Source organism: Candidatus Bathyarchaeota archaeon (genome assembly GCA_018396705.1).
Taxonomy (GTDB): Archaea; Thermoproteota; Bathyarchaeia; order Bathyarchaeales; family Bathycorpusculaceae; genus DRVP01.
Genome location: JAGTQZ010000004.1, coordinates 426585 through 440285 on the forward strand (window position 1 = coordinate 426585; position 13701 = coordinate 440285).

Sequence of the window (13701 nt, forward strand, 5' to 3'; positions counted from 1 at the left end):
TAATAGAATGATTATAAGCCCCCATTTTCCATAAGTTTTAATTAAGCCGTAAATCACGATAACGGCTGTAACAAAATATATTATAATCGATATGATCGCCAATTGTGGAATATACAGAATTTGAGGATTTTGGACTGATACAGAAATAAGAGTAAGCGAAACTGCAAGCATGGTAAAGTTGGATATTAACCCAAACCATAAAAATTTTCTTCCACAAAGTCTGCTGAATATCTTTCTATAACTGTACGGCAACCGTCCCTAAGCTTTTTGTTTGAAGCCAGAACTACAAACCAAAAAAGCGCAACAAAAATGGGGAGTATATATGGAACATGGTCTGGCCAGAGCTCAGCGAGAAATGTTGTAAAAAGGGCGATTAAAATAACTGAGCCTATAGTTGCGAAGACCATAACTCTTGACAAACTTTCAGCCAAAATTTGAAATTAAGGCTCAAGTATTTAAGTGCATTTTCCAATAATTGTGAATGCCTTCAGCGAGTGCTGGGGATAGATATGAGGCTGTTCGGGAGTTCGGGATTAAGGGGTTTGGTTAATGTGGATCTAACTCCAGTTTTGGCGGTTAAGGTAGGGCTGGCCGTTGGCACCCTCAGTAGAGGTAGAAGAGTTTTCGTTGCAAAGGATACCAGAACTTCCGGTTTAATGCTTGAAAATGCCCTCGTTGCTGGTTTGCTGGCTTGCGGCGCGAAAGTTTGCTGCTTCGATGTTTTGCCAACTCCAGTCTTGGCATATCTGGCGAAAAAGTTGAATGCTTATGTTGGCATAATGATTACAGCCTCGCATAATCCGCCACAATATAACGGAATAAAAATTTTTGACGAGAATGGCATGGCTTACGATGAAAGAAGCCAAGAAGAAATAGAGCAAATACTCGAACATGAAGCTTTCTGCCTAGCAGATTGGCATGAACTAAGCGAACCTTCTCCCATGAATGAAAGCTGCCTATACATTGACATGATATGCGAAAATGTGAAGCTTAACCGTGAGTGGCGTGTTGTCGTCGATCCTGGAGGCGGCGCAACATACCAAATAGCACCGGCAGTCTTTAAGCGTTTAGGCTGTAGGCTTACAACAGTGAATGCCCAGCCCGATGGATTTTTTACTGGAAGAAGCCCAGAGCCGAATGCGGAGTCTCTTCAAGCCCTAGCTAAAATTGTGAAAGAGCTTGGCGCAGACGTTGGGGTGGCATACGACGGCGATGGTGACAGAGCAGCCTTCATCGACGACAAAGGCGCCTTTGTAGATTTCGACAAGGTTTTAGCCGCTTACGCAGCGCATGTCGTAAAAAACACGCTTAAAAAGCAAAGGATCATAGTTACAAATGTTGAAGCTTCCATGTGTGTTGAAAAAGCCGTGGAGGCTTTAGGCGGAGAAGTCATCAGAACAAAGGTTGGAGACGTGTATGTTGCCCAAGCTGTGAAAAAGTTTGATGCTGTTTTTGGCGGGGAGCCTTGCGGGGCGTGGATACACCCTCAGCATCATTACTGTCCAGACGGAATACTTTCTTCGACGCTTCTATTGAAGGCTTTAGAGGAGGAAGACAAAAGCCTCTCAGATTTTGTCTCTGAGATCCCAACCTATCCAGTCTTGAGGAAAAACATTCCATGTCCAAATAGTATAAAATATGCTGTTGTCGAAAGAGCGGAAAACCTTCTGAAAGCCCATTTTCCAAAATACAAAAGTATTTCGACGGTTGACGGAGTTCGCTTAGCCCTTGAAGATGGCTGGGTTTTAGTTAGAGCCTCCGGCACCGAGCCTCTTATACGTTTAACAGTCGAGGGTGAATCTTTAAAAGTTACCAGAGAAATAATGGAGGAGACTACAAGCCTTATAGTGGAAGTTATGGAGAGTTTTAGTAAATGAAGGCTGTAGTTTTAGCTGCTGGTGAAGGAATACGTCTTCGGCCATTAACTTTTACGCGTCCAAAACCCATGCTGAGTGTTGGCGGAAAACCAGTCCTCCAGCATTGTTTAGAAGCCATTAAAACCTGCGGTGTAACCCATGTGATCATAGTGGTCAATTACATGGCTGACACGATCCGCAGTTACTTCGGTTCCGGCGAAAAGTTTGGACTGAAAATAGAATATGTGGAGCAGCCACGTGTTCTTGGAACTGGGAACGCTGTAAGCGTTGTTGAACCATTTCTGCAAGAAGACTTCGTACTAGTTTATGGTGACTTGCTTTTCACGGCTGAGGCTCTTCAAAAAGCTATCACAGCGCATGGCGCCAAGAAACCTGTTGCTACATTGACGGTTTTGCCTGTCGAAAAGACAGAGGACTATGGCATCGTGGAACTTGAAGGGGACGGCGTCGTAAAACGTATTGTGGAAAAGCCGTCCTGTGGAGAGGTTTCCTCAAAAATGGCTAACGCGGGACTGTACGTGTTCTCTACTGAGATTTTTGAAAAGGCCAAAAAGATAACGGTTTCTTCGAGGGGGGAGTGGGAAATCACCGATGCAATAGGGCTTCTGCTTGCGGAGAAAAAACCCGTTTTCGCCGTTGAAATTTCCCGAAGCGATTGGTTTGACATAGGTAGGCCATGGGACTTACTTGAGGCCAACCGTTGGATGCTAAGCCGTATGGAACATGAGATACTTGGACACGTAGAAACAGGTGCCCACGTGTTAGGTCCCGTAACGGTGGCTGAAACCGCACATATCCGCTCCGGGGCCTACATTGAGGGGCCTGCCTATATAGGTGAATATAGCGATATAGGTCCTAACTGTTACATACGTCCATACACAAGCATAGGCCGGAAAGTGCGCATCGGAAACGCATGTGAAATAAAGAACAGCATAATCATGGACGGAGTGCACATTGGCCACTTATCCTATGTGGGCGACAGCATAGTAGGCGAAAACTGCAATTTCGGCGCTGGAACCATAACCGCCAACTACCGTCTTGACGCCGGAACAGTTAAAATGATGGTTAAAGACAAGCTTGTAGACAGCGGTAGAACAAAGCTTGGCGCAATTTTGGGCGATAATGTTAAAACAGGAATAAATGTGCTCTTCATGCCAGGCGTAAAAGTTGGAAACAACTGTTGGATAGGCCCAAACGTTGTTGTTTACCGTGACGTGCCGCCAAACACGGCCTTATTCCTTAAACAAGAACTGGAAGAAAGAAGGCTTAGCTAGCTGATTATTATTGATGTTCCACAGTATTCGCATTGTACAGATGTTTGTCCCTTGTAGATTTCTTTCGTGTACGGTGCTCCACAGTGGGGGCAGCGAACAACCCGTATTGTTGGCGCCTCTTTCAGCGTTACGCCTCTTATTGTTGCTATGTCTCTGTCTGCCTCCCCGCCAATGATATATTGGAAAAATCTGGTTATTATATCAGCTTCCCAGTCTCTAACGTCGAAGGATGTTTCCTCCATTCGAACCCCCGGCTTGAAACTTATGTATATACCTGTCCAAGCAATCAGCCCTACTCTTCCCTTTGAAATTTCTTTCAAGGCGCCTATGGGCTGCTCAATTAGGACGGTACGTTCAGTCTTCTTTTTAGTGGCTATGAACAGCTTTTTTTCAAGCACTACTTCCCTTTTCCCTTCAAAAATGAACCGTTGATTTGTAAAGTACAAGGTGCCTTCACACTTATCTTTTACCATGATTTTTCCTTCAATGGCTAGAACCGGGCTCTCTTCGGGTTTAAGTGGAAACGAGGCGAAGGAAAACAGTTCCATGGTTTTCTCTGCAATTTTTAAGTCTCTGTCTATGGCGTTTATGCTCCCGAGAAACTCGCCGAGGGAAGCATTCACTCGGGCAGTTTCAGCAGTAACCCGCGCCTTCAACGTGGAAGCTTCCACTGAAAGACGGCTTGCTAAGCCCCAACAGAGGACTGTGCTTCCGCGATTTATTTCACTCCTTAATTGGTTGGCATCAGATTGGAGCATGCGAATCTGAACTGTTAAAGGTTGAATGTTGTTGTAGAAGGCTTGCCTGATTGTAGGTGAAGCCTCCATCCATTTTTTGGTTAAGAGATCTATGCTTTTTTCGAGGTGTCCCATGGCAGCGTAGCCGCGACCTCGAACCGCTGTAAGTCTGCTTGGCAAAGAAGCCATGGCAGCGTCAATGTAGGCCAGTTTGCCCTCCACATCACTTATGGCTGCAGAAGCACTGGACAAGTCGGATTCGATGGAGCGCAGCCTAGCATAAAGAGCCTCTCGCTCTCTGTCAACATGGGCCATTGTCTCGCCACGGAAATAGGTTTATCCTTTACAACGCTAATAACCCTTGTGTAGTTTAAATCCTAAAATATGTGTGGAGTGTACTTTTAAGTTAGAGGAGGATAAGCTTTGTCAGTAGCTCAGAGAAGATACTTCACCGAAGTTTCAGCCCTTGTAGATAGGAGTGTAATTGTTGTAACGACAACCGGCAAAACATACAATGGAACATTAGTGGGCATAAACCCGGACAACTTGAGCCTATGCTTAGCAGACGCGAAAGACGAGGAAGGCAAAAAACTCCATAGAGTGTTCTTGAACGGAAACGTTGTCGCCCAAATTTTAAGCGTTGAAAAGCCTTTTGATTTGAAGGCCTTGGCAGAACGTCTAGAAAGGGTTTTCCCAACCATGGTTAAGCTTTACGAGGACAAAGGTTTCATTTGGGTTATGGATAAAATTAAGGTAACTGAAAAAGGCGTTGTTGAAGGCTCCGGCCCGGCTGCGGAGAGGGTGCAGAAAGTCTACGAACAGTTTGTAAGCGAGACCAAAGGCTAGACAAACCAGCGGAATTCTTCCTTTTTCTTTTCCTGCTCTTTAACCGTTCTAACCCAGCCGAAAGATTCCAAAATCTTCGCGGTTTTCTCAGCTGCCAAGTCCAGCCTTGTCAAATCAACTTTTAGGCCTAAGTACTTGTTTAGAGCTGAAAGGGCATAACGTGCAGCATTCGCATCCGGATAAGTGCCCAAAGTTTCCACCAGAAGCGAAAAACCTCTAAAACCTCTAAGGGCTCCGAGGCCTATTAGGATGCCTGCCACGCCGAAAATGTTTCCAACCATTATTTTTGTGCCCAGATTTAGCGCTTCTTTTAGAGTTTCCACGTCTGAGGCTGCGCAGTATATTTCCGGAGGTTCTTTAATTTCCTCCTGCTTGAAGCCGCCTACAGTTATTAGGAAGCGGCATCCCAACTCCTCGGCGATGTCTAGTATGCGTCCGCATAGTTCATATTGCCCAACGGTTGTTAGGGCTTGAGTGTTTCCATACCATATAATTAAGTCTCGGCCTTCACCAATACTTTTGTAGTAATAAAGCTCGTTTATTGGAGAACGGGGTTCTCCGGTTTCGGCTGTTACCGCCAAGTCTTGGAAGGAGGCGGAGAATATTCTTGCAAAGCGTTTTGCTTTCAACTCGTGGATTAAATGTAAAGCTACAATATTCGCTACGAAGCCTATTCCCGGAAGCCCCTCAATAAGCACCGGATTGTTGAGGTTCGGCTTTTCCTCGATTTGAATAGTTAGTGGCATGCTGTTTCCCTTCACCCTTTATAGAAGAAGGGTTTGTGGTAATTAAGCTTGCAGCTTCACCTTTTATAAGTCGGTTTGACTGATTTTGACTAGATCTGGCGATGAGCTTCGAAGTAAAAGAAAAAGATTTACTGGCGAGAATTGGGAAGCTGCGAACAAAAAGTGGTACGGTGGAGACTCCGCTTCTTTTTCCAGTCATAAACCCAACAGTGCAGCCGGTTTCTCCCAGAAAGCTACGCGAAGAATTTGGTTTTGAAGCTCTCATAACAAACGCCTACATTCTAAAGAAACGTTTCAAAGACGAACCGGTGGAAAAAGGCTTACACGATTTTCTTAGCTTTAACGGTGTTGTGATGACTGATTCAGGCGCCTACCAAATACTGGTTTACGGTGATGTGGAAACAACTCCAGAAGAGATTGTGGCCTATCAAGAGCGAATAGGCACGGACATAGCCACCATACTGGATTGGCCGACTGGATGGAAGGCCACAAGAAAACATGCAGAACAAACAGTGGAGGAAACATTGAAAAGGGCACGTGCACTATTCAAAATCAAAACTAGGGACGACATTCTATGGGTTGGGCCTGTTCAAGGTGGACGCTATCTAGATCTCGTGGCAAGGTCAGCCTCTGAAATGGGTGCTCTTCCATTTCATGTCCACGCGCTTGGCAGTCCCACTGAAGTTATGGAAAACTATCGATTTGATGTTTTGGTCGACATGATTTTAACTGCCAAGATGAACTTGCCGGTTGAGAGGCCTCTGCACCTTTTCGGGGCTGGACACCCGTTCATGTTTGCGTTGGCTGTTGCGTTGGGCTGCGACCTTTTCGATTCAGCGGCCTACGCTATATACGCCAAGGAAGGCCGCTACTTGACGGAGACTGGAACAGCTAGGCTTCAAGAGCTTGAATATTTCCCATGTACATGTCCAAGGTGTTCAAAGAGAACGCCAAAAGATGTTGCCAGGATGTCTCCAAGTGAAAGACAGGCTTTTCTCGCTGAGCATAATCTTTACGCGTGTCTTTCAGAGATTAGGCGGATAAAACAAGCGATAAGGGAGGGCCGCCTCTGGGAGCATCTGGAGCTTAGAGCCCACGGGCATCCTACGCTTCTGCAAGCTTTGAAAAAACTGAAAAAATATGAAAATTTCATTGAAAAGCATAGTCCAACAGTCAAGCCCAGCGGAATATTCTTTTTCAGCTCTGTTGGCTTGTCCCGTCCGGAGGTCGTGCGCCACAGGGCTAGGCTTTCTGAACGGTTTACGGCTTCTGAAAGGGCTGAAGTTCTGGTTTTAATGCCTCAAACGCGGACGAAGCCTTTTCATAGGTCTGGACTTTACAAAAAGTTAGCTAAAGTCCTTCGCAGCGTTTTAGGAGAAGAAGGCCTGGCCAAGGTTTATGTTTGCTTTTATGAGGCGCCTTTCGGTGTTGTTCCAGTAGAACTTGATGAAGTTTATCCGCTTTCCCAGCATGAGACTGCGCTTCCACTCGACGTGGAAACCGTGGAATATGTTGCGGTTCAAGCGGCAAACTACCTAAGCGGAATAAACTACAAAGCCGTGGTGTTTATTAACGACTCTGAAGTTTGGGGTGAAAAGGTTCTGGAGGCTTGCAGAAAAGTTTGCTTAGAAAAGGGAACAGTCTTCAAGCATTTTGATGTTAGCGAAAATTGGGTTGAACCCATCGCCAATTTTCTGAAAGGAAATGTTGGATGTGAAACATCTTGATTAGGGCAGACTTACATGTTCACACAACTTTCTCTCCAGATTCTTCCATCCAGCCGAAAGTGTTAGTAAACCTTCTTTTAGCTCACCCATACCTCAATGTGGTGGCAGTAACAGACCACAACACTGTAAGAGGCTATTTTAAAGTGCAAGAGTTGGCCTCCACCTACCAAGATTTGCTAATTATTCCAGGCGTCGAAGTAAGCACCGTCGAAGGCGACATAATCATTTTAGGCGTGACGGAAGTGCCGCCACAACCTTGGACGGTGGAAAATGTGATTGATTTTGCCCGAAGCAGAGATGGCCTAGTAATTGCAGCGCATCCTTACAGGATTTATGGTTTAGGCGATTCCGCAAAGAAATACCCCATAGACGCCATTGAAGTTTTAAACGGCGGCTGCTCTCGCCAGCTTAACATGTTAGCGGAAGAACTCGCCAAAACAATGGGTCTGCCGGGCGTAGCCGGAAGCGACGCCCACAAAACAGATGAACTCTGGACAGTCTACACTGAAATCCAAGCTTCCACAGACTTAGATGAAATCTTAAAAGCCATTAAACAAGGGCTTGTAAAAGTGGCGCATGCCGGAAAGTGAATGTTAGTGGTTTCTCTAAATAACTCCCTCTTTTCTCAGCTGGTTTATTTCTTCTTCGGAGTATCCCAAGAGATTTTTTAAGATTTCATCTGTATGCTGACCTAACAGGGGCGGCGCAGTCCTAATCTCTCCGGGAGTTTCAGAAAATTTCATAGGTATTCCAATCTGCTTTATTGTTCCTGCTTTTGGGTGTTCTATTTCAACCAACATTTTTCTGTGTAGATCTTGGGGGTCGCGGAATCCTTCATCTATTGCATACACTGGACCACACGGCACTCCTTTTTTAAGTAATATATCTATCCACTCATCGCGAGTCTTATTTAGGAAAATTTTTTCCAATGTAGGAATCAGCTCATCTCTATTTTTAACTCGTTTCGGGTTCGTGGAAAATTTTGGGTTTTCCGCCAAATCTGCTAGCCCTAGCGCTTCACAAAAGTTTCTCCAAATTCTGTCATTTCCAACAGCAACAGTCAAGTATTTTCCATCACGAGCCTTAAAGCATTGGTATGGTGCGATGTTTGGATGAGTGGACCCATCTCTTTTGGGGACTATGCCCGTAGCAAAGTAGTTTGCTGCCATATGCGTCATCAATGAAACTGTAGAGTCGAGTAGTGACACATCAATCCATTGGCCCTTCCCAGTTTTTTCACGAGCAATCAAAGCAGCGAGAATCGCAATAGCGGCGTACATTCCAGCTCCGATATCTGCTATAGCTATGCCTACTTCCCTTGGAGGTCGATCTGGTTCGCTGGTAATGCCCATTAAGCCGCCCATGCCCTCAATGACTATATCATATGCAGGATAATCTCGATACGGGCCAGTTTGACCGAAACCTGTTATTGAACAGTAAATTATGCGGGGATTAATCTTACTTATTGTTTCATAATCCACTCCGAGCCTTTTGGTTACGCCAGGTTTAAAGTTCTCTAGAAGAACATCACACTCCTTTACTAATTTGTATATTATCGCCTTACCTTTTTCACTCTTTAGGTTTAAAGTGATGCTTTTTTTATTACGATTTAAACATAGGAAATACGCGCTTTCACCCCTAATAAAAGGTGGTCCCCAGAGTCTAGCATCATCACCGCTTCTAGGCATCTCCACCTTAATTACTTCAGCACCTAAATCAGCGAGGATCATAGAGCAGAAGGGCCCTGTTAAAATACGGGATAAGTCTAGGATACGTATACCTTTCAAAGGCGGAACCATAACTTTCCCCGCTTAACTTTAACATCAATGCCTTTAATTCTTGCTCCTCAATGATGCAGCGTTTATTCTCCTTTCAGAGACTCGCCTCGTTAATTAATTTTAACCCCTCTTAAAGTGGTGATACATTACTTAAAATTTATTTCCACACTTGAGAGAAGCCTTACCTCTTCTAATCTAATTAACTTAAGTACGCAACACACAGTCTGAAAGTGGTTCTAGGATAAAATTTTTTACAGAGCAATCAAACCGATTAACTACTACCAAACAAAACAAAATACTAAATATTTTTAAAATAGCAGTGTGAATGTTTACTGCGTTAGACGGTTGAATAGAAATGGGTTCGTTGCAGATAAGGTTTCTGGGCGCAACCCGCGAGGTTGGTAGGGCAGCCATTGCTGTGAAAACTGCAAAAACGCAAGTTCTATTAGACTACGGTGTGATGCTTAATCATGAACCGGGCTTTCCGATTCATGTTCCTCCAAAAGATGTTGACGCTATAATTTTGGGACACAGCCACCTAGACCATTCCGGCGCAATCCCTATATTTTTTATTCATGGAAGGAAACCCGTTTACACGAACAGGCTTACAGCAGAGCTAAGCCAACTGCTAATCGCGGATTTCATCCACCTTTCGAGCTATTATCTTCCATACGAGTATCTGGAACTGCGGGCTATGATGAGAAACGTGAAACATCTAGATTTCGGTGTTAGAGAAACCATGGGTGATTTGACCTTCGAGTTCCGTAACGCCGGACATATTCCAGGAAGTGTTCAGGTACTTGTGGAGGCGGAGGGCAGAAGGCTACTATACACTGGTGACTTTAATCTCATAGATACAAGGCTATTGGAAGGTGCTAAAATGGATTACGGAGACTTAGATGCTGTCATAATTGAAAGCACCTACGCCAACGAAGACCACCCTGACCGTCTGGAGCTTGAGAAACGCTTTGTTGAGGAAGCAACAGAAATTGTGGAAAAGGGCGGCACAGTTCTTGTCCCAGCTTTCAGCATTGGAAGGTCACAAGAAATTGCTTGTATCCTCACCGCCCACCATTTTGAGCACCCGGTTTATTTTGATGGAATGGCGCGTGAAGCAAGCCGGTTGATGATGAACTATTCACGTTTTTTAAGAGATCCAAAACTGTTTATGGACGCGATTCATTCAGTCAATTGGGTGGAAGGTTGGAAAGATCGTAGAAAAGCAACCAAAATCCCATGCGTGATAATATCGCCCGCTGGAATGCTTAAGGGTGGTCCAGCAGCCTTTTATGTTTCTAAAATTGGGAAAAAACCGCAAAACGCCATCTTTCTGGTTAGTTATCAGATTCCCGGAACACCGGGTAGAGAACTTCTAGAGAAGGGTGTCTGCGTTATCGATGGCAAACCTAGAAAGGTTAAGGCAACCGTTAAGCATTTTGATTTCTCATCCCATTGTGGCGCGAAAGAGCTTAAAGAGGCCATCCGCAGGATAAACGGTAAAGCAAAGGTTTACGTGATTCATGGCGCTGAGGGAAACTGTGAGCTTTTAGCGAAATGGGCTGAAAAAGAGGCTGGGTTAGAGGCTTTAGCACCCAAACCGGGAGACACCTTTGAGGTTTAGTGTTCATTGATGAAAATCGGTGTTCTAAGGGTTGGAAAAGTTTCCCTTGACGTTTTGAAGCGATTGCTAGAAAACTTGAATATGAGTTTTCCAAAGTCAGAATGTCAGCTTGTTTCCGATGCTTTGACTCTGCCCCCTCAAGCCTTCAACAGTTCTAGAGGACAGCATCGCTCAGACATAATTCTTGAATTAGTAAGAAATTACGCGTATAAAACAAAGGCATTTAACCGTGTCTTAGGCGTTGTCGACGTTGACATTTATGTTCCCGGGTTAAACTTTGTGTTTGGGGAAGCCGAATGTCCGGGAAAAGCAGCCCTTATATCTTTGTGGAGGCTTAGGCCAGAGTTTTATGGCAAGCCTTCAGACTTTGAAGTCTTCGTTGAAAGAGCCGCTAAGGAAGCGGTTCATGAACTTGGCCACACTTTAGGCCTGCAACACTGCCCCAACCCATTCTGTATTATGTATTTTTCCAACTCCATATTCGAAACGGATAGAAAGAAAAGCTTATTCTGCAACATATGCCATTCGAAGGTTCAGACCAGTATCAATGAGGCTTAACGGGAGAAACTTTGAGCAAAAACTTCAAAACTGAACTCATTTACTTAATTCCAATTATTGTAAGCTTACTTTCCAGCGTGGGATGCGCCTATCTTCTTATGGCATCTGGAATTGAGCTTTTCAACGTAACACCTTTTCAAGAAGAAAACCCGGTGGGGCCCGTGGGCAACGCGTTATATTTTGTAATTTTAGTCAGCTTGGGTGCCTTAATTTTGTTTTTTCTTTTAAAAAAGCGAAGCTATAAGCTTATTAATCTAATTACTGGTTTCGCCTTAGTTTTAGCCATTTTTATCCTTTCAATGGTGTATTTCTACGCGGCTTCACTGCTTTTTGCTTCATACCCAATTTGGGCTCTTGTCACGTTTTCCATGCTAACAACTTTTCTAGCAAGCTACGCGGTTTTGAGAACCCAAAGTAAGATGGGTGATTTTGTTGTCCTATTGCTAGGAAGCGCCTTGGGAACGTTGTTGGGGGCATGCGTCCAAACCTTAAGCGCCATATTTATCCTCTGCTTTTTGGCCGTTTATGACGCCTTTGCAGTTTATCGCGGGCCAGTTGGGAAAATAGCCCATGTAGGGCTTGAGAAACTTCGAGGTTTAAGCTTTTCCTTCAAGGATATCCAAATGGGTTTAGGTGATTTAACCTTCTACTCCATGCTAGTTAGTCATATGCTACTGTATTTCGGAATTTTGCCCTGCCTAGCCTCCTTTGTCGGGGTTCTGCTAGGTTGTCTTTTAGCTTTCAAAATGCTAGAACGAGCTGGGATTTTCCCCGGGCTTCCAATCCCAATCTTTTTAGGCTTAGCCTTAGGCTTTCTCGTCACTTTTTCAGTTTAGGAACCAGCTAAGACAAGTTTCGTCGCGTTCACATCCACTTCCACGATTTTACAGTTTTTAAACTCTTTTAATTGGCCAGCCACATCCTTAGCTATTACTTTGCCATCTTCCGTCTTCGCATATACCACATCATTCCAAACTTCTTTTCCATCCAAGATTACTTTAAACTCACACATTTTTATCACCAACCACAAAGTTAGGAAAAAGTTTTCCGTCAATTATAATTTTTCTGGTCGCCATTCATGAATTACGCCAACAGTTAGTGAAGGATTGAATAAAAGGACTTGCCCACCTCCACCATGCTTGATTCAAGCGGAATTGCCAATATCGCTGAGAATAGTTAATTAACCTTGAGGTAAATACACTCTCTAGAATAGCTTGCAAGATGAATTGAATGAAAAAAGAGGCAAAGCTTAGCTCTATGTCTTCAGATATTTTCAGCTTGCTTGTCGAAACAAGCGAGAAGGAAAAACGTAGACGTCGAGAAGAACTTCTAGCCCCTCTAGGAGTCAAGGAATTTTTCGTCGACGGGAAAATCACCATAGACAAGCGCATATGCAAGGGTGTGGAATGCAAGCTTTGCATCAAGGCTTGTCCAACAAACGCTCTTTTCTGGAAAAGCAGCGGCGAAGTTGGAATCATAGAAGAACTTTGTATACACTGCGGTGCGTGTGTGTTAAACTGTATGGTGGATGACTGTATTAAAGTTGTAAGGAGAAGGGAAGACGGCAAAGTGGAGAAGTTCAGCACACCCCGCGTCTTCACCATGTTAGAGCACGGCATAAGCACCAGAAAACGTCTTGACAGAGTTAAGGCTATTTTTCCGTCCACTACGGACTATTTGAAGTTGTATAAGCCTTCGCTGATATAATCCGATCTAATTAGGCTCTAGAAAGAGCCTTTCTAACTTCCTCTTGGAAATTTTCTTTGTCCAAAAAGAAGGTAGTTATAGGTCTTCCATTGACCGCGCATAACGGTACTTGTCCCCGCTTTTTCACCTCATCATATTCTTCAAACATGTTTATCGCTCGTATGGGCAAATCTGGTGCTGCTTCACTTATAGCTGCTTTCACTTGTCCAATGAAGTATATTCAAAATGGGCATGAAGGATCGTAGAATATAAGCGCTTTGCCTCTATCTTCCGGTTGGGGTTAAATTCACCAGCTTTTGGCTTGTGTATGTATCCCTCTTTCAACGGGTAGTACAGCAGGAATGAGTTGTTTTCCATGGCCTTTCTGAATCCCATCTTTAGATAGAACAAGTTTGGGGGTAATATCCAGGCTCGCTGAAAGCCCATGTAACCAAAGCTAAAGGCGGTGCATTGTCAAAATATGGCTTGGGTTTCTCCGCGTCCCTAATCAAAGCGTTCAAGAGGACTTTTCCAACGCCTCGCTGCTGGTTTCGCCAATCTGGAACAAATATACATGTTATTTCTAGAAGTTTTTCCTCGAGTTTTGGCTGGTACTGGATTAAACCTGCTGGGGCTTCGTTTACGCAAGCAATTTTCGCCACTTCACCAAAAATTTCAAGATTTTTCTTAACCCATTTTTTCTTGGCGTTTGCCACTTCAACAAGAGACAGGCTATTTCTGCTTTCTGGTGGAATGCAAAGATATATTAGCGAATCAATATCTTCAAATTCAACCTCTTTTACTTTACAGAATTCCAAACCTCACAACTCGCAATTAACTTGTTCATAGTA

General features: G+C 44.2%; 16 protein-coding genes. 9 read left to right on the forward strand and 7 right to left on the reverse strand.

The window, feature by feature from the left end:
• Nucleotides 1–185 precede the first annotated feature (185 nt).
• On the reverse strand, nucleotides 186–419 hold the full coding sequence (locus KEJ24_06145; protein ID MBS7647396.1) for a hypothetical protein: 234 nt from the start codon (nucleotides 417–419) through the stop codon (nucleotides 186–188).
• A 90-nt stretch (nucleotides 420–509) separates the two neighbouring features.
• Between KEJ24_06145 and glmM the strand changes: the two genes are divergently transcribed.
• Nucleotides 510–1877 carry a phosphoglucosamine mutase gene (gene glmM, locus KEJ24_06150; protein ID MBS7647397.1) on the forward strand — a complete coding sequence of 456 codons (1368 nt, stop codon included), beginning with the start codon at nucleotides 510–512 and terminating at the stop codon, nucleotides 1875–1877.
• Nucleotides 1874–3151: an NTP transferase domain-containing protein gene (locus tag KEJ24_06155; GenBank protein MBS7647398.1), complete on the forward strand. Its 1278-nt coding sequence runs from the start codon at nucleotides 1874–1876 to the stop codon at nucleotides 3149–3151. Before glmM ends, KEJ24_06155 begins: the two co-directional genes overlap by 4 nt.
• On the opposite strand, the gene KEJ24_06160 is transcribed toward KEJ24_06155, so the two are convergent.
• Complete coding sequence (locus tag KEJ24_06160; protein ID MBS7647399.1) at nucleotides 3148–4203, reverse strand: hypothetical protein; 1056 nt, start codon at nucleotides 4201–4203, stop codon at nucleotides 3148–3150. The two genes, KEJ24_06155 and KEJ24_06160, sit on opposite strands and share 4 nt — an antisense overlap.
• 108 nt (nucleotides 4204–4311) lie before the next feature.
• Here KEJ24_06160 and KEJ24_06165 point away from each other — a divergent pair, with 108 nt between their 5' ends.
• Complete coding sequence (locus tag KEJ24_06165) at nucleotides 4312–4734, forward strand: Lsm family RNA-binding protein (GenBank protein ID MBS7647400.1); 423 nt, start codon at nucleotides 4312–4314, stop codon at nucleotides 4732–4734.
• Here the strand turns inward: KEJ24_06165 and KEJ24_06170 are convergent.
• Nucleotides 4731–5480, reverse strand: a complete 750-nt coding sequence (locus tag KEJ24_06170; protein MBS7647401.1) for a PAC2 family protein — start codon at nucleotides 5478–5480, stop codon at nucleotides 4731–4733. The two genes, KEJ24_06165 and KEJ24_06170, sit on opposite strands and share 4 nt — an antisense overlap.
• Nucleotides 5481–5581: 101 nt before the next feature.
• Here KEJ24_06170 and tgtA point away from each other — a divergent pair, with 101 nt between their 5' ends.
• Nucleotides 5582–7207: a tRNA guanosine(15) transglycosylase TgtA gene (gene tgtA / locus KEJ24_06175; GenBank protein MBS7647402.1), complete on the forward strand. Its 1626-nt coding sequence runs from the start codon at nucleotides 5582–5584 to the stop codon at nucleotides 7205–7207.
• Nucleotides 7204–7797: a PHP domain-containing protein gene (locus KEJ24_06180; GenBank protein ID MBS7647403.1), complete on the forward strand. Its 594-nt coding sequence runs from the start codon at nucleotides 7204–7206 to the stop codon at nucleotides 7795–7797. The genes tgtA and KEJ24_06180 overlap by 4 nt, the downstream gene beginning before the upstream one ends.
• Before the next feature lie 15 nt (nucleotides 7798–7812).
• Here the strand turns inward: KEJ24_06180 and KEJ24_06185 are convergent, their stop codons facing one another.
• Complete coding sequence (locus KEJ24_06185; GenBank protein ID MBS7647404.1) at nucleotides 7813–9006, reverse strand: CoA transferase; 1194 nt, start codon at nucleotides 9004–9006, stop codon at nucleotides 7813–7815.
• A gap of 334 nt (nucleotides 9007–9340) precedes the next feature.
• Here KEJ24_06185 and KEJ24_06190 point away from each other — a divergent pair, with 334 nt between their 5' ends.
• Genes KEJ24_06190 through KEJ24_06200 form a run of 3 tightly spaced genes read left to right on the forward strand, consistent with a single transcriptional unit; the run spans nucleotide 9341 to nucleotide 12000 of the window.
• The gene (locus KEJ24_06190) at nucleotides 9341–10606 is read left to right on the forward strand and encodes an MBL fold metallo-hydrolase (GenBank protein MBS7647405.1); all 1266 of its coding nucleotides are present in this window, start codon (nucleotides 9341–9343) and stop codon (nucleotides 10604–10606) included.
• 9 nt (nucleotides 10607–10615) lie between these two features.
• A complete protein-coding gene (locus KEJ24_06195) occupies nucleotides 10616–11164 on the forward strand; it encodes an archaemetzincin family Zn-dependent metalloprotease (protein ID MBS7647406.1) in 549 nt (182 codons plus the stop codon).
• A gap of 11 nt (nucleotides 11165–11175) precedes the next feature.
• Entirely contained in the window at nucleotides 11176–12000 is an 825-nt protein-coding gene (locus tag KEJ24_06200; protein MBS7647407.1) for a hypothetical protein, read from the forward strand.
• Here the strand turns inward: KEJ24_06200 and KEJ24_06205 are convergent.
• Nucleotides 11997–12176: a CooT family nickel-binding protein gene (locus KEJ24_06205; GenBank protein ID MBS7647408.1), complete on the reverse strand. Its 180-nt coding sequence runs from the start codon at nucleotides 12174–12176 to the stop codon at nucleotides 11997–11999. The two genes, KEJ24_06200 and KEJ24_06205, sit on opposite strands and share 4 nt — an antisense overlap.
• A 218-nt stretch (nucleotides 12177–12394) precedes the next feature.
• Here KEJ24_06205 and KEJ24_06210 point away from each other — a divergent pair, with 218 nt between their 5' ends.
• Nucleotides 12395–12871 carry a 4Fe-4S dicluster domain-containing protein gene (locus tag KEJ24_06210; GenBank protein MBS7647409.1) on the forward strand — a complete coding sequence of 159 codons (477 nt, stop codon included), beginning with the start codon at nucleotides 12395–12397 and terminating at the stop codon, nucleotides 12869–12871.
• Between the two features lie 10 nt (nucleotides 12872–12881).
• Here the strand turns inward: KEJ24_06210 and KEJ24_06215 are convergent, their stop codons facing one another.
• Nucleotides 12882–13040, reverse strand: coding sequence for a hypothetical protein (locus KEJ24_06215; protein MBS7647410.1), 159 nt, complete (start codon nucleotides 13038–13040; stop codon nucleotides 12882–12884).
• A gap of 208 nt (nucleotides 13041–13248) precedes the next feature.
• Nucleotides 13249–13668, reverse strand: coding sequence for a GNAT family N-acetyltransferase (locus tag KEJ24_06220; protein MBS7647411.1), 420 nt, complete (start codon nucleotides 13666–13668; stop codon nucleotides 13249–13251).
• Nucleotides 13669–13701 lie beyond the last annotated feature (33 nt).

Bases quoted from the DNA above. Each gene is read 5' to 3' on its own strand.
- KEJ24_06195 (MBS7647406.1), top strand. From the start codon at position 10,616: ATGAAAATCGGTGTTCTAAGGGTTGGAAAAGTTTCCCTTGACGTTTTG.
- KEJ24_06190 (MBS7647405.1), top strand. From the start codon at position 9,341: ATGGGTTCGTTGCAGATAAGGTTTCTGGGCGCAACCCGCGAGGTTGGT.
- KEJ24_06160 (MBS7647399.1), bottom strand. From the start codon at position 4,203: ATGGCCCATGTTGACAGAGAGCGAGAGGCTCTTTATGCTAGGCTGCGC.
- KEJ24_06155 (MBS7647398.1), top strand. From the start codon at position 1,874: ATGAAGGCTGTAGTTTTAGCTGCTGGTGAAGGAATACGTCTTCGGCCA.
- tgtA (MBS7647402.1), top strand. From the start codon at position 5,582: ATGAGCTTCGAAGTAAAAGAAAAAGATTTACTGGCGAGAATTGGGAAG.
- KEJ24_06210 (MBS7647409.1), top strand. From the start codon at position 12,395: ATGAAAAAAGAGGCAAAGCTTAGCTCTATGTCTTCAGATATTTTCAGC.
- KEJ24_06170 (MBS7647401.1), bottom strand. From the start codon at position 5,480: ATGCCACTAACTATTCAAATCGAGGAAAAGCCGAACCTCAACAATCCG.
- glmM (MBS7647397.1), top strand. From the start codon at position 510: ATGAGGCTGTTCGGGAGTTCGGGATTAAGGGGTTTGGTTAATGTGGAT.
- KEJ24_06205 (MBS7647408.1), bottom strand. From the start codon at position 12,176: ATGTGTGAGTTTAAAGTAATCTTGGATGGAAAAGAAGTTTGGAATGAT.
- KEJ24_06185 (MBS7647404.1), bottom strand. From the start codon at position 9,006: ATGGTTCCGCCTTTGAAAGGTATACGTATCCTAGACTTATCCCGTATT.